We start from the raw sequence: 23,985 nt of genomic DNA on the forward strand, positions 1-23,985 counted from the left end.
GGCGCCCGATGGCGCGGGATTTCCCAATGGATAAAACGGTTCTGGTCCACCAGCTTATTGAGGCCGTCGGGCCGGTCGTCGGAAGCAGAATGTGGTGGTTTCGTGCAAGCGGCGTGGGCGTCCCAGGGCTGAAGCCCTGGGCTAGTCAGCGGTGGGCAATGGGCCCTGCGTAGCCCTGGGCTTCAGCCCGGGGACACCTGCGCAGCCGTGCTCAGACCTTCCGGCGCTTGAAAATGACGGTTTCGCGGTAGGCGGCGTTGAGCTTGTCGACCACGGCGTTCCACTGGCCGAACTGCTGGGGCTGGAGCAGCAGGTAGTTGATGTAGACTTCCTTGTCCTGCACGATTTTGTTGCCCTGGCGCTCATATTTCACCTTGAAGCCGAACACCGGGTCGCGCATTTCGGCAACGGGCGGCAGGTACTCCACGTCGTAGCCGGCCGGAATTTCCAGCTCGGTGCGGGTGTGGTTCTGGGTGGCGTACTCGTTCACGCGGGGCAGGCGGCGCTTGGCGGCGTCAATCTTGTCGTGGGCGTAAGGCTGCTCCAGGTTCAGGTTCACGTAGATTTCGTCGTCGAGCTTCTGCACGTAGTCCTGCAGGCGGTACTCGTAGTCGATGGTGAGCGGCTTTTCGCGGGTGTCGAGGTGGCTGACGCTGTATTTGTCGACAAAGAACTTGTTGTTGCCGCGCTCCAGCAGAGCCTTCACATATTTGGTTTCCTCGGTCTGGTCGAGGCCGTCGAGGGCGTAGCTCTGCATCACCTTGGGGTAGCCCAGTAGCTGCAGACTGCCCTTGCCGCGCAAGCCGCCCTTCTCATCCAGCACCAGCTGCGACACGTCCGAAACGGGGCTGCGCTCCTGCCCCATCACCGGCACGGGCACCACTTTGCAGTTCTTGCCATCGATGGCCAGCAGCGCCTCCTTGCCCTGAATGAAGGCCGAGGGCATCCCGAAGGGCATGTATTTGTTGGTGGCATCGAGGAACACGTACTGGCCGGGGCTGGCCTCGTAGGTGGTTATCATGTGGTTATCCACGCCGGGCGTGGCCAGCTCGGAGTAGCGGTAGGGCAGGTCGCGGGTGCCAATCCAGGTGAGGTAGGACTTGATGCCGGCCATGCGCAGCATCTCGCGGGTGAGGTTGGCCATGTCCTTACAGTCGCCGTAGCGCTTGGTGTACACCAGGCCGGCGTCGCGCGGGATGAAGCCGCCCATGCCGTTTTCGAAGGCCACGTAGCGGATGTTGTCCTGCACCCAGTAGTACACGCGCTGCACCTTTTCCTGCTCAGTTTTGGCGCCCACAGCCAGCGAATCGACTACGCGGCGCAGGGCGGGGCTTTCCTGTGGGTCGAGCTTGCTCACGAAGCCCGAATACAAGCTGTAGAGCTCGGGCACGCCGGCCAGCATGCGGCGGGCCTGCCCGTCGGCGGAAGGCACTTCCTCCACGAAGTACACGAGGTGCGGCAGGTAGTAGGCGGCCTCGGGGCCGTCGTCGTCGCGCGGGGGGCTGGGCAGGTCGTCGGCGCTCCAGCGGTACGTAACGGTGCTGCCTTTCTCCTGCTTGCTGAAGTTGATTTTCAGGCCCTCAACGTGAAACATGCGGTGGCTGATCTTCACGTTTTTGGGCGCTGTGATGGTCAGCTCGGCGTGGCGCACGGGCACGTAGGAGCCGAAGTAGAACGGCAGCAGAAACCGCGGGTCGGGGTGGCGCACGGTGTAGTCGGTCACGGTGCGGGCGCCGGGCGTCACGGCCGGGAAGCTCCAGGTGGTGGAGCGGGTGTCGTCGTAGAAAATGCCCGACTGCACCTCGAACTTCTCCTTGTAGTCGGTCACCTTCACCGTTTTGTAGCTGTTGCCGGCGGGCACCATGGTACGGGCGTCCAGCTTCTGCACGCGGCTGAAGTGGGAGTTGAACACCTTGTCGTTGGCGTACATGGCCGACTGTGCATCCAGGTGCAGCATGTCCTGGTGGTGGCGGGCCAGCACCACCACCGAGTCGCCCTGCACCGCGAAGGTGAGGTCGGTGCGGTAGTCGAGGTACACGGCCTTTTCGCCCGGAAACTTCGCCTGCATTTCGGCCACCAGCTGGGTGGGCTGCTGGGCGTAGGCACTGCGTGGCGCGGCCACCAGCGTGGCGGCGCCCAAAAGCAGCGCCAGGGCGCCACCAAACCGGTTATTTGCCTTCATACACGTATTGGTTCCAGTACACTTCGGTCTTGGTGGGCTTGCCTTGGGCATCGTAATATACCGTAGGGCCGAGCTTTTCGCCGCTGCGGTAGGATTCGGTGCGCTCCAGGGTGCCGTCGGGGCGGTAGTAGCGGCTGAGGCCGTGCAACTCGTCGTGCAGGTAAGTTTCCTGCTCCATCGGCTTGCCGTCGGCATAGAAGCTGGTGAGCGGGCCGGTCAGTAGCCCGTTCTGGAAGGTCATGCGGCGGAATACCTGGCCCGAGCTGTAGTAGGTGGTGCGGGCCCCGTCCAGAATGCCGCCCTTCACGGTTTGGTCGGCGGCGGGCTTGCCGTTGGCGAAGGTGGTTTTGAGCGGGCCGGCCAGCTTCTCGATGCGCTGCCAGGGCTCAGCGGGATTGGTGCCGTTGCGGAACGCCGTGAGGCCGCCGTGGTCATACATGCGCTCCTCGATCAACTCGCCGGCCGGGTTGTAGTAGCGCGAAGGCCCTTCGGCGGTGCTGTAGAGGTAATTCTGCACGGTTTCAAGCTGGCCACTGGGGAAATAGTAGCGCACTTCCCCGTCGAGGCTGCCGTAGCGGTAGCTCATCACCGAGCGCAACTGGCCCGAGGCGTGGTAGTCCTTCCATTCGCCGTGCCGCTCGCCGTTGACGTAGCGCCCTTCCTGGTGCAGTTTGCCGCTGCTGTAGTAGGACTTGTAGGGGCCGTGGCGCTGGTCGGCTTGGTAGCTGAACTCCACTTCCGGCTTACCGCCGGGGTGGTACCAGCGGGCCGGGCCGCGGTTTTCGTAGCACGCCAATTGGGTGCGGTAGTGAGGCTGGCCGCCGGGAAAGGCGAAGGTGAACTCCTTGGTATCAGGCCGGAGTGCGACGTGGCTGACGGTGCGGCCCAGGGTGTCGTAGGTAGTCAGCTGCAGCTTGCGCCCGAAGCCGTAGAGGCGCGACTCCGTGAGCTTGCCGTTGGGGGCGAAGCTACGGGTGGGGCCGTTTTTCTGGCCCTGGTGCATTTCGTACTCCTCGCTCACCTGACCGTCGGCGTAGAACTCGCGCCAGAGGCCCTGCTGCTGGCCGGCGCGGTAGTAGCCGGTCTGGTAGCGCTGGCCGTCGCGCAGGAAGCTCTCGAAGCTGCCTTCCAGCTGACCACTTGCGTAGCTGGTGCGCTGCTTGAGCTGGCCGTTGGCGTAGTAGTCGAGGGCGGGGCCCTGCAGCTGGCCCTGCTTGTAGTGCCGGATTTGCTGCAACAGGCCGTTGGCGTAATTCCAGCGCCACTCGCCCTCCATAAACCCATCGATATAGGTACCGGTGCCCGTCACGCCGGCCTCGACGCCGTAAATCTGCACGGCGGCGCGGCCCTTTTTGGGCACGGGCGTATCCTGCAGGCGGCTGCCGGTGGCGGGGTCGAAGTAGCGCTGCCGCGTGATGCGGCCGTGCTCGTAGTCCATTTCAGCATACAGCTTGCCCTGATAGTTGTAGTCGCGGAAGGTGCCGTGCAGCTCGCCGGCCTCGTCGAAGGTCTTCTCGTCGCTGGGGCGGCCGTCGGCAAAGTAGCTTTTCCATACGCCGGTTTTCTTACCGTGAGAATAGGAGCCGGTGTTTTCCAACTGGCTATTGGAGAAATACTCGGTGTAGGGGCCGTGCAGCTCGTCCTGGTCGTAGGTGCCGCGCTTTTCGGGCGTGTTGTCGGCGTAGTTCACCAGCAACGCGCCCTGCTTTTTGCCGTCGACATAGGTGTACTCATACTCCTTAGTGCCGTCGGGGTAGAAGTAGGTCTGAACGCCCTGCAGCTTGTCGGCGCGCACTTCTGCCTGCATCTTGGGCTTGCCATCGGGATACAGCTCCCGGTAGGGGCCGTTCAGGTCGCCGGCCCGGAAGGTGCGGGTGCTTTCCAGCTCGCCGCAGTAGCTGAACACCTTCAGCACGCCCTCGGTCTTGCCATTCACGTACGTGGCCTCGCTGGCGGGCTGGCCGTTGTCGTGGTAGTCGCGCACGAGGCCGTCCAGCTCGCCGGCGCGGTAGGAGGCGGTGCGCTCCAGCACGCCAGTGGCGTAGTAGATGCGCCAGGGGCCGGTGCGCTTGAAATCGGGGCCGTAGAGGCCCTGCTGCCGGATGGTGCCGCTCTCGTCCGTGAACAGCCACGGCCCCGTGAAGCGGCGGTCCTCCCCTGCCACCGTGCCCTCGCCAATGCCGTTGAGGCGGCCTTCGTCGTCGAACCAGCCTTTGGCCAGCACGGGCTTGCCGTCGTGCATAAATGACTGCTGCTCCCGGATCTGGAGCAGGGCCGGCGTGATGGCCGTATAGAATTTCTCGATGCGGCTTTTGTTGCCTTTGATCCACTGGGCCGCTTTTTTGTCGTCGGCGGAAGCCAGGGCGAGGTAGGTGGCGGTGGTCAGGTTGTCGTTGAGGCGGAGCTGGGCCACCAGCGGCCCGTAGAGGCGCAGCCAGTAGTCGTCGGAGGCAGCAGCCGGGGCCGGAAACTTCTCCACCAGCAGCTGCAGCTGCTTCACCAGCGCCGCATCAAACTTCACCTTCGACACATAGTCCTTGCGCAGCGCAATCTTGGAATCGAGCAGGGCATCGAGCTCCGTGAAAGCGGCGTTGGGCGTGAACGGGGCAATCTTGTCGGCTTCCTCCACCACCGCCGTGCGGGTGGCCTGCTCTTCCAGGGCCACCAGCATGTTGTGGCTGCTGGCCGCGGGCTGCAGCAGCAGATACGTGAGCATGCTGAGCATGGCGTGGCTGGTGTGGCCCTGCCGGCTGGCCACGTATGCCAGCTGGTAGTGGCTGTTGGCGTGGTTGGGCTTCAGGGCTACGCCGCGCTGCAGGCTGGCAAAGCCTGGGGCAAACTGCATGGTGGCCACCTGAAACACGCCCTGGTTGAACCACAGGCTCTGGTTGTATGGGAAATGCTTGAGGCCGGTATCGTAGGCGGACTGCGCCTTTTCGGGGTGCTTGAGCTCCTCCTCGGCCCACGACAGCGCCACGTAGGGCTGCGGGTCGTGGTAGTGCTGGGCCAGAGCGCGGGTGGCTGCGTCTACGGCTTCCTGGTATTTTTCCAGCGCCACATAGCTGGTGGCCAGTTCGCTCTGAGCGGCGGCATACAGCGTGTCGCCGGGCGTGATGCTGCCGTACAGGGCAATGGCCCCGGCGTAGTCGCCCTGGTCGTGCAGTTCAATGCCCTGGTTTACGGCCTGCCGCGAATCGACGAGGGGTGGCAGGGTGGCGGCGGCAGTTGTGGTGGTGGTGGCAGCCGTAGTGGCCGGGCGCGCGGCGGTTTTCTGAGCCTGCGCGGCCAGGGGCGCGGCAGCCAGCAGGGCCAGCACCGCACCATAAGAGGGTAGTCGCATCAAAAAAGAATAGATAAAGAAGGCAGTGCCTGGCCCCGACCTGCGCCGCGCCGACAGATATTCCTACAAGTATACGCACGGAAAAGCGGCCCTGAAACAGAGGCTGTCCCGGTATCACAATAAATTTTTCTACCCTATATAGCGGCGTCGGAGGGCCCGTTAGCGCGGCGTGGGGCGGGGCTTGCGGGGCTTTTTCGGGGCCGGGTACACGGTCAGCTCGCGGTAGCCGAACGTGGGGTCGGGCTCGCGCCGGAACTCCACGTCTTCCAGCACGCCCAGCACCAGCTCGGCGGTGGTGTACACGAGGTTGCCATCGAGCAGATGCCCGCCCAGCGTGCGGCCCGTGGAGTCAGACACAGCCAGGTGCAGGTGGCTGCCGCTGGTGGAAAGCGTGCCCACCAGGCTCACGATTTCGAAGTGGCCGCGGTACACGCTGGGGCCTTCCTGGTTGGCCAGCCGCAGGGTAGTTTGCGTGAGGCTGCCCACGCACGTCACGATGGCGCCCGCTTTTATCTGCTGCTGCTCCACAAAGGCGTTGAGCTGCTGGCGCAGATCCTGTCCGGGCGTCAGGCGCAGCGCATAAGTGCGCATGACAGAAGGCAAAGCGGCAGGAACCGGTACAGCAGGCTTATTAGCGGGCATGGCAGCAGGAGTTTGGGCCAGCAGCGGCGCAGCCGGCCCGGCTAGCAGCAAGGAAAAGAACAAACCGCAGAAACGAGTACGCATACCACAAAGAACGGCGTCTGGCAGCAAGTACCGGACGCCGTTCAGAAAAATCAGCGAAATCAAGTCAATCAGCGCAAATCAGCGATTAAAGCGGACGTTGCCGTAACGCACTTTGATGTTGACGTTGCTGCCGGCCGAGCGGCTGCGGCTGGCCACGCCAAACGTGCCCTGCATGTCGCTGGACGCCGGGCCGCTTTCCTCCGAGTCCACCCGCACCAGCTTCTTATCCACGAGCAGCTTGCCGTGCTGGGTGTTGACGTCGAAGTTGAAGCCGGCGTCGTCGGCGAAGTTGAGCAGGATGGTGCTGTAGCCGCCGTCGAGATTGATGACGCGGAAGTTTTTGCCGGTGTTGCGCACCTCAAAGTTGGGGCAGTACTGTACCGTCATGTCGAGGCGGTCGGAGAGCTTGTCGATGCTGAAGCGCGAGTAGCCGGAGGTGCCGCGCAGGTTCTGCACCGTGCCCAGGGCCACGTCGCCGTACTTGCTGTGCACGGTCAGGTCCTGCACCGTCCCAATGTCAATATCCGAGTAGTTGTTGCGCAGATCCACCAGCAGGCCGGCGTCCAGACGCAGCCGCGAGTACGAAGCATCAATGCTGGCGCGCCTGGCATACACTACCGAGGCCTGGCCGTTGCCGAGGCGCAGCAGGTTCTGCGGGCCATCGAGGCGGCCGGTGCGCAGCGTTCCGTACTCCACAGCCAGCTCGGTGGCGCCGGTCAGGTCGCCGTTGATGCTCACGTCGCCGAAGGTGCTGAACACGTGCAGCGGCGTGTTGCGCGGCACCCACACCGTGTAGTTTACTTCGTAGAGCTTGGTGCGGCTCCAGCAGCCGTGCGGCATAGCGCCAAAGCGGGAGTTAGCCGAAATGCCGCCCGTGGCCGGGTCGTTTTCGAGCAGCTGCACCTGAATCATGTCCTGGAGCTGCTGGGCCTGGGTTTCGGTTTCGGCCCGCGTGATGATGTCCACGTCGGTGCGGATTTCCGGGCGGTTCCACACGTTTACGAGCACGCGGCCGTAGCGGGTGTTGAGGGCAAACGGCTTGCCGTTGGCGGCGCTGAACGTGCGGCTCAGGCGGCGCGTCTTCTCCACGGCCGGAGCCGGTGTGGCTTCATCCTGCGGGCCCTGCGGCCCTTGCCCTTCGGCCGGGCCACCCTGCAGCGGAAGCGGCGCGGCCTCGGCCCCTGCCTGGTAGAAGTGGGCCTCCACCGACTGCGCACGCACGGTGCTACAGCCGGCCAGCACTAAGCCACCCAGCAGCAACGCCTGATTCAGAAGCTGGCGGAAGGGCTGGTTCATGGCTGGGGCTGGTTGCTGGCGGCCGGCGCGGCCTGCGAATGATACTCCTGCATCTGCTCCCGGGTACGGGTCTGCTGATTAAGAATATCAAGGCGAATCTGCAGGTTGCGGTTCATGGCGTCGAGCACCACAGTGGGCTCGGGGTTGCGGTATAGCTCCTGCTTCAGCTGCCGATAGGTGGAGTCGAGGCCAGCCAGCTCGCGCTGCCAGTCGGCGGCACCGGCCATCGGCATGGTGGCCTCCAGCTTCTGCAGCTGGGCCTGGCGCTCGTTGATCTGCACAGCGAAGTAGCTTTCCATGCGGCGCACTTCCTGCGCGAGGCGCTGGGTGGAGGAGGCCGAAGCGGCGGCAGCTACGGGCTCGGCTTCAAAGCCAAACGAGAGGCCGGCTGAGGTTTCGGCGGCCGGAGCCGAGGCCAGCGGCGCTACAGCAGCGGAGCTGGCCGTCCAAGCGCCGGAGTGGCTGTTGTCGTTGCTCCAGATTGCGCCGAGGCCGGCCAGCAGCAACGCCGCCGTGGCAGCTGCCATAGCCGGGCGCGGCCACCAGGTAGCGGGGCGGGCAGCAAGCGTGGGGGTCGTGGAGGCTTCGGCGGCCGGATGCATACGCACTACCCGCAGCGGCGCGGGCTCCTCGTCGGGCGCAGCGGTAGCAGGGGCAGCAGCGGAATCCGTCAGCTGCGCCTCAATGGCATCCCACAAGTCCGGGCGCGGCTCAAATACGTCGAAGTCGGCGCGGTGCCGCTCAACGAAATTCTCCAGTCCGGTTTCTTTGTTGTTCATGTTCGGGGGTGGTACTAGGGGCACTATGGGTTTCTGAAATTGCCCGAAGGCGCCGTCAGAGAAAAATGCAAAGTAAAGGGGGTGGTATCAGGCGGTGAGGCCGCGCTGGCTGGCCAGCTCCAGCAGTTTCTTGCGGGCCCGGCTGTACTGCGACTTCGACGTGGACTCCGTGATGCCCAGAATGCCGGCTATTTCGGCGTGGTCGTAGCCTTCGAGCAGGTACAGGGTCAGCACCACGCGGTAGCCGTCGGGCAGCTCCTGCACGCAGCGGCGCACCACATCGGCGCGCCAGTGGGTTTCGTCGCTATCGGCGGCGTAGTCGGCTGGTTCGGGGCCGGCGGCGGCATCGTGCTGCTCGCCCAGCGGCACCAGCTGCAGGCGCCGGTTGCGCAGGCAGTTGATGCTTTTGTTGATGACGATGCGCTTCAGCCAGGAGCCAAACGACGAGTCGCCTTTGTAGCTGTGCAACTCCCGGAAGGCGCTCAGAAACGCCTCCTGCAGCACGTCCTCGGCCTCGGCGTAGTTGCCGGTGATGCGCAAACTGGCGTTGAACATGGCCTTGGAATAGCGCTTGTATATCTCGGCCTGGGCCCGCCGGTCGCCCAGGCGGCACCGCTCTACCAGCGGGGCGTTGATATCGGTATAAGCAAAAGCTTCCATAAGCGAAAAGCGGAAGGTGAAACAGGCGAAAGTCAGCGAATATCCGACTTTCCAAGCGAAGCTGCTACATGCTGGAGGGCAAGCAGGTGAAAGACAGTCGCGTGGCGCCAGGGTTGCACCTGTCCGCCAACATTGCCGCATGGCGCGGTATGTTTGCAACTGCCTTGTCTGCTATTCTTTCCGTTAAGCTATTCTGCCCGTATGAAGTTTCTTCCATTCCTGTTTTTTGCCGCTACCGCCCTCGTCGCCTGTAAAAAGGACAACGACGCCCCTACCATCGACTTCGGCCCCAACGGCGGCATCACCGTCCGCGACACATTCAACTACCCCCAAGGCACTACTGATCCTACAGACTGGACGCTGGACGGCATCTGGAATCAGCAGGAGCAGGATCTGTTCAAGGGTTTGGGGCTGGATCTGAACGTCGCTGCCAGCGGCACGATGTCCCTGCTCAGTGCCTACCCCAATCCGGTAGCCTCTCAAGTGGTGTTCGAATATGAAACGCCGGTAGCCGTGACGTGCAGCTTTGTGATAGTGGATGACAAGTATCGGGTGGTCAAACCGCTGAAAACATCCATTGTGCAAACCAATACCGGCTTCCACTTCGACATGAGCCAGGACTTTCCACCAGGCAAGCGCTACCGACTTTATTACGTGTTCCAGAACGGCCCAACGCTGTACTACAAAGGCCACGGCGACATCAAAGTCGGGATGTAGCATAGGCTTCAGCCCGTAGTGACTTACGCCTCGAGTAAAAGCAGAAGGCCGCCATCTGGTTGATGGCGGCCTTTTGCTTTGTGTAACTACGCAGTCCGGCACAGGCTGAAGCCTATGCTACATTCAGCTAGAAATCGAACTTGATGCCCTGGGCCAACGGGAGCTGGGTGCTGTAGTTGATGGTGTTGGTCTGGCGGCGCATGTACACGCGCCATGCGTCGGAGCCCGACTCGCGGCCGCCGCCGGTTTCCTTCTCGCCGCCGAACGCGCCGCCGATTTCGGCGCCGCTCGTACCGATGTTCACGTTGGCAATGCCGCAGTCGGAGCCGGTGTGGGCCAGGAAAGCTTCGGCCTCGCGCATGTTCAGCGTGAAGATGCTCGACGAGAGGCCCTGACGCACGCCGTTCTGGATGGTAATGGCGTTTTCCACGTCGCCGCTATACCGGATCAGGTACAGGATGGGCGCGAAGGTTTCTTCCTGCACGGTGTGGTAGGCGTTGTTGGCTTCTACCAGCGCGGGCGTCACGTAGGTGCCGGTTTCGTAGCCGGCGCCGCTCAGCACCTCGCCACCGATGAGCAGCTTGCCGCCTTCCTTTTGCACGGCTTCCAAGGCCTTGGTGAAGGCCTGCACGGCATCTGTGTCGATGAGCGGACCCACCAGCTTGCCGTCCTGCAGCGGGTGGCCGATGGGCAGGTTGGGGTAGATTTTCAGCAAGCGGGCCTTCACATCCTCGAAAATAGACTCGTGGATGATGACGCGGCGCGTGGTGGTGCAGCGCTGCCCGGCCGTACCCACGGCCCCGAACACGATGGCGCGGATGGCAATTTCCAGGTCGGCGTGCTGGGTGAGGATGATGGCGTTGTTGCCGCCCAGCTCCAGCAGCGCGCGGCCCAGGCGGGCGCCTACTACTTCGCCCACCTTCTTGCCCATGCGGGTGCTACCCGTGGCCGACACCAGCGGCACGCGGCCGTCAGCAGCCATAGCCGCCCCAATTTCGGCGTCGCCGATAACCAGGTTGAAGATGCCTTCGGGCAGCTCGTTTTCGCGCAGCACGTCTTTGATGATGTGCTGCACGGCCACGGCCACCAGCGGCGTCTTCTCCGAGGGCTTCCAGATGCTCACGTCGCCGCAGACGGCGGCCAGCATGGCGTTCCAGCTCCACACGGCCACCGGGAAGTTGAAGGCCGAGATGATGCCCACCACGCCCAGCGGGTGATACTGCTCGTACATGCGGTGCGCCGGGCGCTCCGAGTGCATCGTGAAGCCGTGCAGCTGGCGCGAGAGGCCCACCGCGAAGTCGCAGATGTCAATCATTTCCTGCACTTCGCCGAGGCCTTCCTGCAGGATTTTGCCCATCTCGTAGCTCACCAGCTTGCCCAGCGGCTCCTTGAACTCGCGCAGCTTGTTGCCAATCTGGCGCACAATTTCGCCACGCTTGGGGGCCGGCACGGTGCGCCAGGTTTGGAAGGCTTCCTGGGCCTTCTGCACCACCTGCTCGTAGTCGTCTACGGTGGCAAAAGCCACGCTGCCGATGAGCTTTCCATCGGTGGGCGAGTGGATGGCGCGGGTCTGGGCATTGCCCTGGCCGCCCCACACCAGGCCGGTGCTCCAGGCGGCGTTGGTGGCTTCTACACCCAGCTCGCGCAGCACCTGCCGGATGCCGTGGTGGTCGTGGTCTTGTACGTCGGTGCCGGTAGCGGTAGCTTCTTCGAGGGCTTGTTTCATGGGGGTGGTTGGGGTGGGAAATGCAGATTGGTATTCAGCAAATCTAATGAATTGGCACCGGGGCTACTATTGCTCATGCTCCTGACGTATCCACTCAAATGCAAAAAAGCTCCTGCTACAGACGTAGCAGGAGCTTTTCATAAACATTAGGCAACCGAAACTCTCAGATTCCTCGCTTTGCTCGGAATGACAGCTACTCAGCCTGCCCGATGGGGTAGTAGGCTTTGCGGCCGTCGGGGTACACGCCTTCTACCAGCGCGCCCTGGCTTTCCTTGGCGGCTTCCAGAAACTGCTGCACGTCCTGCGGCTTGCCCACCTTGTTCTTATCAATGCGGGTGATGATGAAGCCGTCGGCAATGCCGGTTTCGCGGAAGTTGGAGCCCTGGATGCCGCTGATTTTGGCGCCGCCTTCCAGGCCCAGCTTGTTCATTTCCTGCTTGCTCACCGGGGCCAGCGTGGCGCCTTCATACTTGATGGCTTTGGCCAGCTCTTCCCGAATGATGTCGGTGGTGCCGGTGGAGTTGCGCAGCGTGGCCGAGGCCGTGCGCGAGTCGGAGCCGCGCAGGTAGGTCACCTTGATTTTGTCGCCAGGACGGAAGCGGGCTACCTGCTCCTGCAGCTGCGAGGAGGTGTTCACCTTCGCGCCGTTGATTTCCGTGATGATGTCGCCTTCGCGAAGGCCGGCGTCGGCGGCCGAGCTGTTCTTGCTCAGGCCCATCACGTACACGCCGCTCAGAGAGTTCAGCTTCTTCTCCGAAGCCAGCGTGGCATCTACCTCCCGGATCTGCACGCCCAACAGCGCCCGCTGCACCACTTTATACTTCAGCAGGTCGTCAATCACCTTGCTCACAATGGAGCTGGGCACGGCAAAGGAGTAGCCCACAAACGAGCCCGTCTGCGAGGCAATGGCCGAATTGATGCCGATCAGGTCGCCGTTCAGGTTAACCAGCGCGCCACCCGAGTTGCCGGGGTTCACCACGGCATCGGTCTGCAGGAAGCTTTCGATGCCCATGCCCTGCTGGTCGCGCAGGATGTTGATGTTGCGGCCCTTGGCCGAGATGATACCGGCCGTCACGGTGGAGTTCAAATTGAACGGGTTGCCCACGGCCAGTACCCACTCCCCTACTTTCACCTGGTCGGAGTTGCCGTAGCGGATGAATGGCAGGTTATCGGCTTTCACCTTGAGCAGCGCTAGGTCGGTGGTCGGGTCGACTCCCACCAGTTCGGCTTCGAACTTGCGCTTGTCGTCCATCACCACTTCAATCTTATCGGCCTTATCAATCACGTGGTTATTGGTGACGATATAGCCATTGGCGGCGATGATAACGCCGGAGCCGGAGCCCTGCTGCGGCCCGCGCTGGGGCTGATGGTACTGCTCCAGCTCATCGCCGAAGAACTGGCGTAGGAACGGATCCATGCGGGCGCTGCCGCCCTGGCCCGCTTTGGGCGCGTACTCCGTCATTACGTGCACCACGGCCGGCGTCACGGAAGCAGCCGCCGCCGTGAAGTTGAGGCCTTCGGGCACCACGTAGTTGCTGCTGCGCAGCTCACTCGTGTACCGAATGTTGGGGTCAGCCGCAATAGCCTGGGGCGCGTTGGTGCGCTCTGGTTCCAGCAGCTTGTACCCACCCACTGCCACGCCCCCGCCAAGTACAGCGGAACCGAGCAGACCGAGCATCATTTGTTTTGCTTGCATGGGTAAGAACAGTGAAAGAAGGAAAAAAGAAGAGATTCGAATTTAAGAAAGCAGGCATAAACTCCCAAAGGAGCGCCTGTATGCAACGAAAGATGCGCGCCCGGTAGTACGAGGTTGCATTTGGTAGATCAGTCGGGGTTATTAGTCGACAAACCAACCCGTTTTGCGTACCGCTTCCTGCTGCTTACTCTAGCAACACGCGGGCCAACAAAAAAGGCACCCGACCGGGTGCCTTTTTTACAGAACTCGCAGTGCCTAGCGCACTTCGATGTGATGTTTCGTCACTTTTTTGCTGTCAAAAGGCAGTTGCACGCGCAGAATGCCGTCGGTCAGCTCGGCTTTGATGGCCGTTACGTCCACGGTTTCGGGCAGGCGGAAGCTGCGGGTGAAGCTGCCGTAGCCGGTTTCGGTACGGTGGAACTTCGGAGCGTTTTCGGTGGCCTCAGGCGCCTTCCGCTCGCCGCTGATGACGAGTTGGCCTTCCTGGAAGTCGATGCTGACGGCGTCTTTCGCTATGCCCGGCAGCGCCAGGTGCAGCTCGAAGCCAGCGGCGGTTTCCAACACATCGGCGGCTGGAGCAAAGGATTTGGACGGCTGGTTCACGGCCGGCAGCGTATCGCGCAGCATGTCGCTGAGCACGGCATTGAAGGCACGCGAAGGACGGAGAGCAGGGCGGTTGTTATACAGCAGAGTTGCCATGGTATGTGGTGATGTAGTTGAGTCAGAAGTTGAATCTGTGCCGTCGGGCACACCCCTACTCTATAAAATCCATACCAGCCGTATTTTAATGACAAAAAGACATTAAAAGTGTATTCGCTGAATTTTAACCCTATCCACGTTTCAACAAATACCGACTATACAACCCATCAAGCCTATTTTCACCGCAATCCAACTCACGACAAAAAGTCACGAATCAACCTAGTGCTGCGTTGGAAGCTGCCGGCGCTCGAACACGGAGCCGCCTTTGAAGAGGGTGAAACGCAGGTCCAGGCCCACGACGGGCGTGATGAGGTTGGTGCGGCCGCCGCCGGTGACGTTGCCGTTGGCATCGGTCTGCACCAACGCGTTGATGTACGTGGTCTGCGACGCCACCCAGGGCGTGAAATCGAAACGGGGCGACACGCGTACGCCTATTTCACCGCGCAGGCTGCCGAAGTCGATTACCCGCTCTTTTTCTTCCAACTCGTCGCGCTGCAGGCGCAGGAAGGCGGCGGCTTCGTAGGAGATGCGAGGGCGCAGGGCCAGGCTGGTGCCCAGCGGAAACACCCGGTCCAGGTCGAGGCGCAGGCGGGTGAGGGCGCGGCTTTCGGCGTCATCGGCCAGCGCAATCTGTTGCTCCACGCTCAGCCGCTGCCGGAAATTGAAGCTGCCGAACGTGTTCCAATGGCGCACAAAGGCCTCCGGCGTGATAGTATAGTCCCGGCGGCGGCTGTTGTTGTTATAGCCGTTATCGTACGAGTACACGTTAAGCAGCCCGCCCCCACTCCACTGCTCATTCCAGAAATGCTCGTAGCCGAGGCGCAGCTGAGCCGTGGAAAACTTACTACCGGAGCTCACCGTCTGGGCACCCAGGTTGAAAGCGGCCAGCGCATAGTCGTCGCCGGTCAGGGCCAGCTCGGCCTGTACCTCGGGCAGCAGCAGCGTGCTGCCGACGCTCCGGCGCTGGGCCGTGGCAGCGGTGGCAAGCAGGCAGGCGGTAAGCAGTAGAAATTGGTGACGCATAGAAAAGGCAGATGTAGCATAGGCTTCAGCCTGTGCCCGTTAGCGAATATTGTTGTGCGGCTGTTGCGCAGTGCCTTCGTTCAGGTGATGATGAGGCTCGTAGCGCGAATTATGCAATTCGCACTACGGAACGATAATCGGTACAACGTAGTGTAGCGCGAACTACGCAGCTCGCGCTACACTATGGTAGTCACCTCAACTCTATGGGCCGGCACAGGCTGAAGCCTATGCTACATGCAGCTCGCAGAGCGTGAGCCAGGCCATCAGGCCGGGGCCGGTTTCCAGGGCTTTGGGCTCGATATCGAAGGTGGGCGTGTGCACGCTGGAGGCAAAGCGGCCATCTTCGGCGCGGGTGCCGAGGCGGTAGAAACAGGCGTCGGCGGCCTGCGAGAAGTAGGCGAAATCCTCGGCGGCCATCCACTGGTCCAGCTCAATCACGTTTTCCGGGCCCAGGTACTGCTCGGCGGCGGCGCGCACGCGGGCCGTGAGATTGGGCTCGTTTTCCAGGTACGGGTAGCCGCGCCGGATTTCAAGCTCGCAGGTGGCGCCCATCGAGTCGGCCAGGCCCTCGCAAAGGCGGCGCAGGTGGCCGTGGGCCTCGTTGCGCCACTCTTCGTTCAGCGTCCGGAAGGTGCCCTCGATGTAGACTTCATTGGGAATGACGTTGGTGGCGCCGTTGGCAATGACTTTGCCGAACGACAGCACGGAAGGCATCTTGGGGTTGGCGCGGCGGCTCACAATCTGCTGCGCCGCCACAATGATGTGGGCGGCCACCAGCACGGGGTCGAGGTTCATTTCGGGCATGGCGCCGTGGCCGCCTTTGCCGCGCACGGTCAGGTAGAGCTCGTCGGTGCTGGCCATGTAGCGGCCGGGCCGGACGCCGATCTGGCCGGCGGGCAGCATTGGAAAAACGTGCTGACCCAGCACGCTGGCCGGCTTGGGGTTTTCGAGCACGCCCTCCTGAATCATCAGGTTTGCCCCACCCGGCAGCCGTTCCTCACCGGGCTGAAACATCAGCTTCACGGTGCCCTCAAACTCGTCCTTCAGCGCCACCAGAATGCGGGCCGCCCCCAGCAGCGACGACGTGTGCACATCGTGGCCGCAGGCGTGCATCACGCCGGGGTTTTGGGATTTGTAGGGCACTTCGTTCTGCTCCGTGATGGGCAGCGCGTCCATGTCGGCGCGCAGGGCCACGGTGCGGGAGGCCGGGTTGCGGCCCTCGATGAGAGCCACCACGCCGGTTTTGGCAATGGGCTGGGGCTGCAGCCCCAGCTGCCGCAGCTGCTCACTCACGAAGGCCACGGTATTATGCTCCTCAAACGACAGCTCGGGGTGAGCGTGCAGATGGTGGCGCAGGGCGACGGTATCGGCGGCGTGCTCAGTGGCCAGCGCTTTAATGCGGGAAAGCAGGTGTTGCATAGGGCAGGTTGTCAGTTGTTAGTTGTCGGTTGTCAGTCGTTGATTAAGTACAGATTGCTGGTTATTGGAGCAGACCGACAACTAACAACTCTAGTACGCCGCTTTGTTGAGTACCACCTGGGCCGATTCCAGCTCGGCCTTGGGGGCCAGCGGCCGGATGCGAAGCATGGCCTGCTCAGCTTCGAGGCGCGTAAGGTAGTCACCGATGTAAAGGCGGAAAACCGGCTGCTTGAAGGTCAGGTAGTCGGTTTCGTCGGGGTAGCGGCTGATGACGGCGCGGCGGATGCTCATGGCCTGGTCGCGCTCCAGCCCCACGTAGGCCAGAATGCGGAAACCCTGAGCATATTTCACGTTTTGGTTGGTGAAAGCCTGGTCGCGCAGGCGCTGTTCTACCTGGGCATTTACCTGGTTGGTGGGTGCTATAGCGGTGCGCGGGGCCGCGGAAACGACCGTTTCTTTGGGCGCGCTGAACACGGGCCGGTAGCGGCTCAGGTCCTCGGCGGGCACGGCCGGCGCGGTCTGGGCGGCGCGGGTTTTGGTGGTATCGGCGGGGGCGGTGGGGCCGGTGGCGGCGGGCGCGGTGGCGGCGCAGGCCCCCAGGGCAAGAAATGCGGGAAGCAGCAGCACGTTACGCAGTAGGGGTTTCATCATGTTCTTCAAGCAAAGCCAGACTGTTGGATGAGCCCAGCCGGTCGGCACCGGCCGCAACCAGCGCCAGCGCAAACGCCCGGGCCTGGATACCGCCGGAGGCCTTGATACGGATAGTGTCTGGCAACGACTGCCGCATCAGCGCAATATCGGCCACCGAGGCGCCGCGGCTGGCAAAGCCGGTGGAGGTTTTCACGAAGTCGGCACCGGCCTCGGCGCACAGCCGGCAGGCCGTCACGATTTCCTCTTCGGTCAGCAGCGCCGTTTCGATTATCACCTTCAGAATGGCGCCGCGGAAGTGGCACAGCTCGGCCAGCTGGCCTATTTCCTCTTCCACTTCAGCCAGCGCGCCGGCTTTGAGGGCACCCACGTTGATGACCATATCCAGCTCCGTCGCCCCATCGGCCAGGGCCAGATGCGCCTCGAAGAATTTCACCTTCGCCAGCGCGTAGCCCAGCGGAAAGCCGATGACGGTGCACACCGGCACGCCGCTGCCGTGCAGGGCCTCGGCGGCCAGGCGCACGTAGCAGGGCGGCACGCACACGCTGGCAAACTGCTGCGCGGCGGCCTCCTGGCACAGCTGCCGGATCTGGGCGGGCGTGGCATCGGGCCGCAGCAGCGTATGGTCGATATAGGAAGCGAGGTTCATAGGCAACGCAAAGGTAGAAGGATGTAGCGCGAAACAGACTGGCGCTTTACAACAAACGGGCCGCGCTTCCTGCTGGAAACGCGGCCCGTTCTGCGGCTTGTGGCGGCCTTATGCCTCGTCAACCAGCACGCAGCGGTTGTTGAGCAGGTCGTCTTCCACGGTCTTGTATTTCACGTCGCTCACGATGCGGCCGTCCATGTACTGCACGGTCACTTTCTCGTTGCGGTTGGCCACTTTCTGCGAGCGGGCCGGCGTCTGCTTTTCCAGAATCTGCGCGTCGTCGGGGCCCATGTCCTCAGGACCGGCACCCAGCGAAATCGACGACACTTCCTTCTCAGCCGTCAGCTTGGGCATCGGGGCAGGCGTCGGCAGCTCGTCTTCGATGTAGAACTCAGCCTCGTCGGTGCCCTGCGCGCCGCCCTGCACCGGAATATCGGCGCGGAAGAGGAACGACAGGGTGTCCTCGTTCACCTTGCCGATCATGCCTTTGAACAGCTCGAAGCTCTCGAACTTATACACCAGCAGCGGGTCTTTCTGCTCGTACACGGCGTTCTGCACTACTTGCTTCAGGTCATCCATCTGGCGCAGGTGCTGGGTCCAGGCGGTGTCGATGGTCGACAGCACCACGGATTTCTCCATGCTCCGGATGATTTCGTGGCCTCCCGTAGCCTGCGAGCGGCGCAGGCTGGCTACTGCCGACACCTGCTTGCGGCCATCGGTGAAGGGCACTGCTACGTTCTCGAACGGGGCGTTCTGCTCCAGCAGGCTGTTCACGAGCGGCATGGCGTTGCTGGCAATGTGGTCGTTCTTGCTGTGGTAGTAGCCCAGCGCTTCGTCGTAGAGCTTCTGCGACAGAGTACCGGCCACCATGCCCTTCATCTCGGCTTCCGTGATGTAGGTATCGTAGCCGTACACGCGGATGATGGCCAGCTTGAAGTCCTCGTAGTCGCCCGAAATTTTATGGGCAGCCACGATGTCCTCGGCCACGTCGTAAATCATGTTCCACACGTCCAGCTCCAGACGCTCGCCGAACAGGGCGTTGCGGCGGCGCTTGTACACTACCTCGCGCTGGGCGTTCATCACGTCGTCGTACTCGAGCAGGCGCTTGCGCTGACCGAAGTTGTTTTCCTCGACCTTCTTCTGGGCGCGCTCAATCGAGCTGGTAATCATCGAGTGCTGAATCACCTCGCCTTCCTCCAGACCCATGCGGTCCATGAGCTTGGCAATCCGGTCGGAGCCGAACAGGCGCATCAGGTTGTCTTCGAGGCTCACGAAAAACTGCGAAGAGCCCGGGTCGCCCTGGCGGCCGGCGCGCCCCCGCAGCTGGCGGTCTACGCGGCGGCTTTCGTGGCGCTCCGTACCGATGATAGCCAGGCCACCCGAGGCTTTAGAGGTTTCCTTGAGCTTGATGTCGGTACCGCGGCCAGCCATGTTGGTGGCAATGGTCACGGTGCCGGGGAAGCCGGCGCCGGCCACAATTTCGGCTTCGCGCTGGTTCTGCTTGGCGTTGAGCACCTGGTGCTGGATGCCGCGCAGCTTCAGCATGCGGCTCACCAGCTCCGAGATTTCCACGCTCGTGGTACCTACCAGCACCGGGCGGCCGGCCTGCACCAGCGTCTGTATTTCCTCGGCCACAGCATTGTACTTCTCGCGCACGGTCTTGTAGACTTTGTCGTGCTCGTCTTTGCGCTGGATGCCGCGGTTGGTCGGAATCACCACCACGTCGAGCTTGTAGATGTCCCACAGCTCGCCGGCTTCGGTTTCGGCCGTACCCGTCATGCCGCCCAGCTTGTGGTACATGCGGAAGTAGTTCTGCAGCGTCACGGTGGCGTAGGTCTGGGTGGCGTCTTCCACGCGCACGTTTTCCTTGGCCTCAATAGCCTGGTGCAAACCGTCGGAGTAGCGGCGGCCTTCCATTACGCGGCCGGTCTGCTCATCCACGATTTTCACCTTGCCGTCGTCGGTCAGGATGTACTGGTCGTCCTTCTCGAACAGCGTGTAGGCCTTCAGAAGCTGGTTTACGGTGTGGACCCGCTCGCTCTTCTCCTGGTAGTCCTGCATCAGCTGCTCTTTCTGGTGCAGCTTTTCGTCGTCTTTGAGGGTGGTGCTGCGCTCCAGATTGGCGATTTCCGAGCCGATGTCGGGCATGATGAACAGGTGCGGATCCTCGCCCTGGGCCGTAATCAGGTCGATGCCTTTTTCGGTCAGCTCGATCTGGTTGTTCTTCTCGTCGATCGTGAAGAACAGCGGCATATCGGCCTGGGGCATCTGGCGGGCGTTGTCCTGCAGGTAGTGGTTTTCCACTTTCTGCAGCACGGCGCGCATGCCGGTTTCGCTCAGGAACTTGATGAGCGGCTTGCTCTTGGGCAGGCCGCGGTAGGCGCGGAACAGCGACAGGCCGGCTTCGCCTTCCTTGTAGCCTTCTTTGCCGTCCTTGATGCCTTTGCGGGCCTCCACCAGATACTGCTGCACCAGCTTCTTCTGCTCGTCTACGAGGCGCTGGATGCGGGGCTTGAGCTGGTAGAACTCGTGCACGTCGCCGCGGGGCACGGGGCCCGAGATGATGAGCGGCGTCCGGGCATCGTCAATCAGTACGGAGTCCACTTCGTCGACCATGGCGTAGTGGTGCTTGCGCTGCACCAGCTCGCCGGTTTCGCGCGCCATGTTGTCGCGCAGGTAGTCGAAGCCGAATTCGTTGTTGGTGCCGTAGGTGATGTCGGCGGCGTAGGCGGCGCGGCGGGCGTCGGTGTTGGGCTGGTGCTTATCGATGCAGTCTACGGTGATGCCGTGGAACTCGAACAGCGGCGCATTCCACTCCGAGTCACGCTTGGCCAGGTAGTCGTTGACGGTTACCAGGTGCACGCCGCGCTTGCTCAGCGCGTTCAGGAACGCCGGCAGCGTCGAAACGAGGGTTTTGCCCTCGCCCGTGGCCATTTCCGAAATCTTGCCCTGGTGCAGCACCACGCCCCCGATGATCTGGACGTCGTAGTGAATCATGTCCCAGGTGATTTCGGCGCCGGCGGCCAGCCACTTATTGCTCCAGATGGCCTTGTCGCCCTGAATCGTGACGTTCTTTTTGCGCTGCGCGTACTGGCGGTCGTAGTCGGTGGCGGTTACCACCAGCTGGCCGTTTTCGGTGTAGCGGCGGGCCGTTTCCTTCACCGTGGCAAAGGCGGCGGGCAGCACCTGCATCAGCACCACTTCCAGGTCTTTGTTGCGCTGCTTTTCCAGCTCATCAATCTGGTCGAAGAGCTTCTCCTTGGCCATGATGTCGAGGCTGGCGTCGTCGTTGACGCGGGCGTGCAACGCGGCCAACTGGTCGTCGAGCGGCTTTAGATGGGCGTCGATGCGGGCGCGCACCTCGTTGGTGTGCTCGCGCAGCTGGTCGTCGGAGAGCTGTGCCAGTTTGGCATATTCGGCGTTTACGAGCGCCACATAGGGGATAATCTCCTTCAAGTCCCGGTCCGATTTCGTTCCGAAAATCTTGGCGACGGTTTTCCCTAGAAAGTCAAACATGCTGTTATTTTTAAACTGAAACGCCGGGGCGTACCTCAAATTTACAGTGTTTTCCGGGATTCTCCCGGTGAAATACCGTAAACGCGCCGCCCCGGACCCCAAAACGACAAACCCCGCATCCTCAAAGAGTGTGCGGGGTTTGTCGTTTCGGATTTGTTGTCAGGAAATCATTTGTCATCCTGAGCGGAGCGAAGGACCCTATCACGGCTGGATTACTACCCGGCGACGTTGCTCTTACGTGATAAGATCCTTCGCTCCGCTCAGGATGACAAAAGTAACCTTACTGCTTGGCCGGGTCGCGGGGCACCAGCTTGTCCATGATGGACGTGGAGCCTAGAATGGCCGGTTTCTGGGCCTTTTGGGCTTCTTCGCTCTTCTCGGTGAGACGCTTGTAGAGCGTGAGGGCCTGGGCCACTACCTGGTCCATGTTGTAGTACTTATAGGTAGCGAGGCGGCCCACAAAGTGTACGTTGGGCGTCTGGTCGGCCAGCTTTTTATACTGGTTGTAGAGCTCGGCGTTTTCGAGGCGCGGCACGGGGTAGTACGGGTCGCCCTCGGCTTTGGGATACTCGTAGACCAGCGCGGTTTTGGGGTGCTTCTGGCCAGTGAGGGCCTTAAACTCCGTGATGCGCGTGTACAGGTTGTCGTTGGGGTAGTTCACCACGGGCGCGGCCAGATGCTGCTCCTCGTTCAGGGTTTCGTGCTTGAACTCCAGCGAGCGGTACGGCAGCTTGCCGTATTTGAAGTCGAAATACTCGTCGACCGGCCCCGTGAAAATCATTTCCTTGAAAGGAATGAAGTCGATAATGTCGTGGTAGTCGGTGTTGAGCATCACCTTGATGTTGGGGTGGTCCAGCATCCGCTCGAACATGCGGGTGTAGCCGTGCAGCGGCATGGCCTGGTAGGTGTCGGTGAAGTACCGGTCGTCGCGGTTGGTGCGGGTGGGCACCCGGCTCGTCACGGACTTGTCCAGCTCCGAGGGGTCCATGCCCCACTGCTTGCGGGTGTAGTTCTTGAAGAACTTCTCGTACAGCTCGCGACCCACTTTGCTCACTACCACGTCCTCGGAAGTCCGGATAACGGGCACATCCTCGGCCACCGACTCGAAAAACTGCTCCACCTCGAAGCTGTTCAGCGACAGGCCGTAGAGCTTGTTGATGGTGTCAAGGTTGATGGGCATGGGCACCAGCTGGCCATCCACGGAAGCCAACACGCGGTGCTCGTAGGGGCGCCAGTCGGTGAAGTCAGACAGGTACTCGAAAACGTCCTTGGAATTGGTGTGGAAGATATGCGGGCCGTATTTGTGAACCAGGATACCGTCTTCATTATAATGGTCGTAGGCGTTGCCGGCAATGTGGCTGCGCTTGTCTACAATCAGCACTTTCTTATTTGAGCGGGTGGCCAGCCGCTCGGCCAGCACGCTGCCGGCAAAACCGGCCCCAACAATGAGGTAATCGAACATAACGTACGGGTGTTGTGGTTGGTAGGAGGATTCGGAAAGGGAATTTTCAGGTAGTAGCGAGCGGAACAGCAGGCACTTTGGCGTGCAGGCGGGCATGCATCAGGTCCAGCATCTGCTGCCAGGTCTGGTCCCAGGAAATGGTGGCGAGGTAGTCGTCGGTGCGCTGGCGCCAGTCGGCGTCCTGGGTCTGCGTCAGGGCCTTTTCAATGGCCTGGCCGAAATCAGCGGCGTTATCAGCAATGTACACGAGGTTCAGCTCGCCGTAGGGGCGCACCACGTCGCGGATGGGCGTGCTGACCACCGGGCGGCCGGCGGCCAGGTATTCGGGCGTTTTGGTGGGCGAAATGAACTTGGTGCTTTCGTTGTCGGCGAAGAGCAGCGTGGCCACCTCCCAGCCCTGCAGGTAAGCGGGCAGCTCCTGGTAATCTTTGCCGCCGAGGTAGTGCACGTTGGCCTGCTGCGGCAGCGTAGCCGCGTCAATCTTCACCACGGGCCCGATAATGACAAACTGCCACTCGGGGTGCGCGTCGGCCAGCTCACCCAGCAGCGCAATGTCCAGCCGCTCATCCACCACGCCGAAGAACCCGATGCGCGGATGCGCAATACCGGCCTGGTCGGCGGGCTCGGGCATGGCCTGGCGGGCCTGGCCGAAGTGGGCCTTGTCGATGCTGCTGGGGAAAGGGTGCGCGTCGGGGTGCTGCTGGCGCTTGGCTTCGTAGAGCGTGTGGCCGCCCGTGAACACCAGCTCGGCCTTCTCGAACAGCTCCTGCTCCCGCTCTCGCAACTGCGGCGGGGCAAACTTGAAAGCCGCCAGCTCGTCCATGCAGTCGTACACGGTCAGCACGGGCTTGAAGAAGCGCGACTTGCCCAGCGCCATCGGCGTGTAGTACCAGAACACGTACCGGTCCACACCCTGCTCGTCGAAGTAGCGGCTGAGGACCTCGAACTGGGTCTGGTTGGCCACGGCTTCGTCGGCGCGCAGCTTGTGCGGCAGATGCACGACCAGCACCTTGAGGCCCTGCTGACGCTCTTTCACTTCCAGGTGCGGCTCAATGAGGTCGTCGGCGTGATAGAAGGCGTCTTCTACGTAGAACACCCGGCCATATTGGGCAAAGCGCGAAAGCAAATGCTGCGGGCGCTGCCACACAAAATCCCAGTGTAAGTGCGCAAAACACACTAAATCGGGCAGAGAGTAAGCAACGGTGGCGTTAGTAGTTGTAGGGGTAGCGGCAGAGATGGAGGCGCACGCATCCAACTCCGCTGGTGTGGTCAGCGGCATAAACAGAAAGCGAGAATGAGTAATCGGGGCACGGGTTTCTACTGAAAGATTCCGCCTCAACGACCTGCCGGCCCCTGCTGACTATACGCCCGATTATTTAAAAGGATATTGCCGAGCTAACACTAAGGTATTTGGCATAGTTCAACTAAATTCACTAGTTCCGCAGCC

General features: G+C 62.0%; 17 protein-coding genes. 1 reads left to right on the forward strand and 16 read right to left on the reverse strand.

Going from position 1 to position 23,985, the window contains the following annotated elements; genetic code table 11:
- Window positions 1–211: 211 nt before the first annotated feature.
- The 6 genes from O3303_RS11800 to O3303_RS11825 form a co-directional block, all read right to left on the reverse strand.
- Entirely contained in the window at window positions 212–2,182 is a 1,971-nt protein-coding gene (locus O3303_RS11800) for a DUF3857 domain-containing protein (RefSeq protein ID WP_269558617.1), read from the reverse strand.
- Window positions 2,169–5,522, reverse strand: coding sequence for a hypothetical protein (locus O3303_RS11805; protein ID WP_269558618.1), 3,354 nt, complete (start codon window positions 5,520–5,522; stop codon window positions 2,169–2,171). Before O3303_RS11805 ends, O3303_RS11800 begins: the two co-directional genes overlap by 14 nt.
- Before the next feature lie 159 nt (window positions 5,523–5,681).
- On the reverse strand, window positions 5,682–6,248 hold the full coding sequence (locus O3303_RS11810; protein ID WP_350356583.1) for a PPC domain-containing DNA-binding protein: 567 nt from the start codon (window positions 6,246–6,248) through the stop codon (window positions 5,682–5,684).
- 78 nt (window positions 6,249–6,326) lie between these two features.
- Window positions 6,327–7,544, reverse strand: coding sequence for a hypothetical protein (locus O3303_RS11815; protein ID WP_269558619.1), 1,218 nt, complete (start codon window positions 7,542–7,544; stop codon window positions 6,327–6,329).
- A complete protein-coding gene (locus tag O3303_RS11820; protein ID WP_269558620.1) occupies window positions 7,541–8,323 on the reverse strand; it encodes a hypothetical protein in 783 nt (260 codons plus the stop codon). Before O3303_RS11820 ends, O3303_RS11815 begins: the two co-directional genes overlap by 4 nt.
- Before the next feature lie 87 nt (window positions 8,324–8,410).
- Window positions 8,411–8,983, reverse strand: coding sequence for an RNA polymerase sigma factor (locus O3303_RS11825; protein WP_269558621.1), 573 nt, complete (start codon window positions 8,981–8,983; stop codon window positions 8,411–8,413).
- Between the two features lie 201 nt (window positions 8,984–9,184).
- On the opposite strand from O3303_RS11825, the gene O3303_RS11830 reads away from it, so the two are divergent.
- On the forward strand, window positions 9,185–9,700 hold the full coding sequence (locus tag O3303_RS11830; protein WP_269558622.1) for a hypothetical protein: 516 nt from the start codon (window positions 9,185–9,187) through the stop codon (window positions 9,698–9,700).
- Between the two features lie 127 nt (window positions 9,701–9,827).
- Here the strand turns inward: O3303_RS11830 and amaB are convergent, their stop codons facing one another.
- The 10 genes from amaB to O3303_RS11880 all read right to left on the reverse strand — a co-directional run bounded on the left by amaB (window position 9,828) and on the right by O3303_RS11880 (window position 23,817).
- Window positions 9,828–11,426 carry an L-piperidine-6-carboxylate dehydrogenase gene (gene amaB / locus O3303_RS11835; protein WP_269558623.1) on the reverse strand — a complete coding sequence of 533 codons (1,599 nt, stop codon included), beginning with the start codon at window positions 11,424–11,426 and terminating at the stop codon, window positions 9,828–9,830.
- Window positions 11,427–11,619: 193 nt separating this feature from the next.
- Window positions 11,620–13,122, reverse strand: a complete 1,503-nt coding sequence (locus tag O3303_RS11840; RefSeq protein WP_269558624.1) for a Do family serine endopeptidase — start codon at window positions 13,120–13,122, stop codon at window positions 11,620–11,622.
- A gap of 255 nt (window positions 13,123–13,377) precedes the next feature.
- Window positions 13,378–13,821, reverse strand: a complete 444-nt coding sequence (locus tag O3303_RS11845; protein WP_269558625.1) for an Hsp20/alpha crystallin family protein — start codon at window positions 13,819–13,821, stop codon at window positions 13,378–13,380.
- A 219-nt stretch (window positions 13,822–14,040) separates the two neighbouring features.
- Window positions 14,041–14,844 (reverse strand): hypothetical protein, encoded by an 804-nt coding sequence (locus O3303_RS11850; protein ID WP_269558626.1) that lies wholly within the window; start codon window positions 14,842–14,844, stop codon window positions 14,041–14,043.
- A 225-nt stretch (window positions 14,845–15,069) separates the two neighbouring features.
- The gene (locus tag O3303_RS11855) at window positions 15,070–16,263 is read right to left on the reverse strand and encodes a M20 metallopeptidase family protein (RefSeq protein WP_269558627.1); all 1,194 of its coding nucleotides are present in this window, start codon (window positions 16,261–16,263) and stop codon (window positions 15,070–15,072) included.
- Between the two features lie 90 nt (window positions 16,264–16,353).
- Window positions 16,354–16,914: a sporulation protein gene (locus O3303_RS11860; protein WP_269558628.1), complete on the reverse strand. Its 561-nt coding sequence runs from the start codon at window positions 16,912–16,914 to the stop codon at window positions 16,354–16,356.
- A complete protein-coding gene (gene deoC / locus O3303_RS11865; RefSeq protein ID WP_269558629.1) occupies window positions 16,892–17,560 on the reverse strand; it encodes a deoxyribose-phosphate aldolase in 669 nt (222 codons plus the stop codon). The genes O3303_RS11860 and deoC overlap by 23 nt, the downstream gene beginning before the upstream one ends.
- Window positions 17,561–17,668: 108 nt before the next feature.
- Window positions 17,669–21,076, reverse strand: a complete 3,408-nt coding sequence (gene secA, locus O3303_RS11870; protein WP_269558630.1) for a preprotein translocase subunit SecA — start codon at window positions 21,074–21,076, stop codon at window positions 17,669–17,671.
- Between the two features lie 280 nt (window positions 21,077–21,356).
- On the reverse strand, window positions 21,357–22,538 hold the full coding sequence (gene glf, locus O3303_RS11875; RefSeq protein ID WP_269558631.1) for a UDP-galactopyranose mutase: 1,182 nt from the start codon (window positions 22,536–22,538) through the stop codon (window positions 21,357–21,359).
- 46 nt (window positions 22,539–22,584) lie between these two features.
- A complete protein-coding gene (locus O3303_RS11880; protein WP_269558632.1) occupies window positions 22,585–23,817 on the reverse strand; it encodes a glycosyltransferase family 1 protein in 1,233 nt (410 codons plus the stop codon).
- Window positions 23,818–23,985: the final 168 nt, after the last annotated feature.

The sequence above is a fragment of the Hymenobacter canadensis genome (genome assembly GCF_027359925.1).
Classification (GTDB): Bacteria; Bacteroidota; Bacteroidia; order Cytophagales; family Hymenobacteraceae; genus Hymenobacter; species Hymenobacter canadensis.